Below are 3,161 nucleotides of genomic sequence, written 5' to 3'. Positions count from 1 at the left end.
ATTTTATCTCTAAAGAAGAAAACGATAGGAATATCTTCGTTTTTCAGCAGCTTCATTGATGTCAGGTTGTTTTTTTTGCATGGAATACATGTGTTTTTATCCGAATTAGCACTCGAGTGTATCGAGTGCTAAAAAATAATGGTTTTTAGTTGACAAAAGTTGTGAGACTTGGTATATTATTAATTGTAGTTAGCACTTAAGTTTATTGAGTGCTAAAAAATTAAAGAGGTGATGAGGATGCTAAGTGAACGACAAGTGAATATTTTGCGTTTGATCATCCAAGTCTACACCTCCAGTGGTGCACCTGTTGGATCTAAAACGTTGATGAATGCTGGGATTAATGCCAGCTCGGCAACTATTCGCAATGATATGAGTGCTCTAGAGGACCAGGGATTAATTGAAAAAACCCATTCCTCGTCGGGGCGGGTACCTGCTATTAAAGGGTATCGTTATTATGTGGATAATTTGCTGCAACCGGACGAAGTTAGTCACACTGAATTATCGACGATCAAGCAGGCCTTTGGGCAAGAGTTCAATGCGATTAATGATATTATCAAACAATCGGCGGACATCTTGTCGGAGTTGACGAGTTATACGGCATTCTCCTTAGGACCAGAAGTGAAGGAAAGGCGGTTGACCGGTTTCCGAATTGTGCCTTTAAACAGTCATCAATTAATTGCGATTATTGTGACGGATAAAGGAAATGTGGAAAGTAAGGTCTTTACCATTCCTACGGATGTGTCCAGTGAGGATATCGAAAAGATGATTAAAATCATCAATGACAAGTTAGTTGGTGAACCCTTGTTGACAGTTTATCATAAACTGCGGACAGAGATTCCCATGATCCTGCAAAAGTATTTCCACACACCACAAGGTATTATGGGCCTCTTCGATTCCATATTAGGACATGCCTTCGAAGAGCGAGTTTACGTTAGCGGTCGGATGAATTTGTTGAATTTCGACGGACTGACGGACTTATCCCAATTTAAGTCTGTGTATTCATTAATGGATAATACAGACAAACTTACTTCCTTAATTGCACCACCGGAAGATGAAATTGGCATTCGAATTGGTAATGAACTAAACAATGAGCTTCTTGCAAACATGAGCTTGATATCTGCTTCTTATGAAGTATCAGGCCATGGCAGAGGAACCATTGCCTTGCTCGGACCAACGAATATGTCCTATGCAAAAATGTTTGGATTGATTGATGCGTTTCGATATGAGCTAGCAAGTGAGTTGGCCGATTACTACCGCACATTAGATTCATCATCAACATTCTAAGGTTAGAAAGGAAGTCAGAGACGTGGCAGAAAAAAAAGAAGAATTAGAACAAGATGTAACGGAAGAAATCGAAGAAGTTGATCAAGCGAAGATTGACGAGATTTTGAATGGATCATCGGAAACAGAAGAAGTTGAGAAAAGTGCTGAAGAGCTCTTACAAGAGCAATTAAGCGAGATGGAAGACAAATTCTTGCGCGCACAAGCAGAAATTGCCAATATGCGCAATAGATTCCAAAAAGAACGTGAAGGCTCAGCTAAGTATCGTTCACAAGATTTAGGTAAAGAGTTATTACCAGCAATCGACAATTTGGAACGTGCTTTGGCCATCGAAGTTGAAGATGAGCAAGGTAAGAGTTTGAAAAAAGGTATTGAAATGGTGATGGAAAGCGTCTTACACGCAATGAAATCAGCAGGCATTGAAGAGATTCCTGCCATGGGCGAAACCTTTGACCCTAACTTACATCAGGCTGTGCAAACAATGCCAGTTGAAGAGGGACAAAAAGTGGATCAAATCGTCCAAGTCTTACAAAAAGGTTATATCTTGCAAGACCGTGTCTTGCGCCCAACGATGGTCATCGTTGCCCAGTAACACTTCGTTGACTCGGCTTTGCCGCAGTCGCTAATAATAAAAAAAATTAAAAGATGAATGGAGAAATTAACTATGAGTAAAATTATCGGAATTGACTTAGGAACAACAAACTCTGCAGTCGCAGTCTTAGAAGGCGGAGAAGCAAAAATCATCCCAAATCCAGAGGGAAATCGCACAACACCATCTGTTGTATCATTTAAAAATGGTGAAATTCAAGTCGGTGAAGTGGCTAAGCGTCAAGCAGTCACAAATCCTCATACAATTGCGTCAATCAAACGTCATATGGGCGAAGCAGGTTTCACTGTTGAGGCAGAAGGCAAAACATATACACCTCAAGAAATCTCAGCAATGGTCTTACAATACATGAAAGGTTTTGCTGAAGACTATTTAGGCGAACCTGTGACAAAAGCGGTTATTACTGTTCCTGCTTACTTTAACGATGCCCAACGTCAAGCAACAAAAGACGCTGGTAAAATCGCTGGTTTAGAAGTAGAACGAATTGTTAACGAACCAACTGCAGCAGCACTTGCATATGGTTTAGACAAAACAGATAAAGAAGAAAAAGTATTAGTATTTGACCTTGGTGGTGGTACATTTGACGTATCAATCCTTGAATTAGGCGATGGTGTCTTTGATGTATTATCAACTGCTGGGGATAACCACTTAGGTGGGGATGACTTTGATAACAAAATCATCGACCATTTAGTAGCAGAATTCAAAAAAGAGAACGGCATTGATTTATCTAAAGATAAAATGGCTGTTCAACGTTTGAAAGATGCCGCTGAAAAAGCGAAAAAAGATTTATCAGGTGTGACAAGCACTCAAATCAGTTTACCATTTATTACAGCTGGCGACGCGGGCCCGCTTCACTTAGAATTAAACTTAACACGTGCTAAATTTGATGAATTAACCTCTGATTTAGTTGAACGTACTAAAGGACCTGTTCGTCAAGCCCTTAAAGATGCTGGTTTATCTCAATCAGATATTGATGAAGTGATTTTAGTTGGTGGTTCAACTCGTATTCCTGCAGTAGTTGAAGCTGTTCAAAGAGAAACAAATAAAGACGCTAATAAATCTGTTAACCCAGACGAAGTAGTGGCAATGGGAGCTGCGATTCAAGGTGGTGTTATTACAGGAGATGTGAAAGACGTTGTCTTACTAGATGTCACACCATTATCATTAGGGATTGAAACAATGGGATCTGTCTTTACGAAATTAATTGACCGTAATACGACTATTCCAACAAGTAAATCACAAGTCTTCTCAACAGCAGCAGACAATCAACCAG

3 protein-coding genes are annotated in these 3,161 nt (G+C 39.8%); all 3 read left to right on the top strand.

Annotation, left to right across the window (positions count from 1 at the left end):
• Window positions 1–237 precede the first annotated feature (237 nt).
• Window positions 238–1,284 (top strand): heat-inducible transcriptional repressor HrcA, encoded by a 1,047-nt coding sequence (gene hrcA, locus RWN13_RS23545; RefSeq protein WP_314068690.1) that lies wholly within the window; start codon window positions 238–240, stop codon window positions 1,282–1,284.
• A gap of 22 nt (window positions 1,285–1,306) precedes the next feature.
• Window positions 1,307–1,873 carry a nucleotide exchange factor GrpE gene (grpE, locus tag RWN13_RS23540; RefSeq protein WP_314068687.1) on the top strand — a complete coding sequence of 189 codons (567 nt, stop codon included), beginning with the start codon at window positions 1,307–1,309 and terminating at the stop codon, window positions 1,871–1,873.
• Window positions 1,874–1,945: 72 nt separating this feature from the next.
• The coding region (dnaK, locus tag RWN13_RS23535; protein WP_314068685.1) for a molecular chaperone DnaK at window positions 1,946–3,161 on the top strand (1,216 nt) is incomplete at its 3' end.

It is taken from the genome of uncultured Vagococcus sp. (assembly GCF_963518325.1).
In the GTDB taxonomy this organism is placed as follows: Bacteria; Bacillota; Bacilli; order Lactobacillales; family Vagococcaceae; genus Vagococcus_D.
The sequence above is the reverse complement of the archived record's forward strand: the minus strand, read 5'-3'. Positions and strand labels throughout refer to the sequence as shown.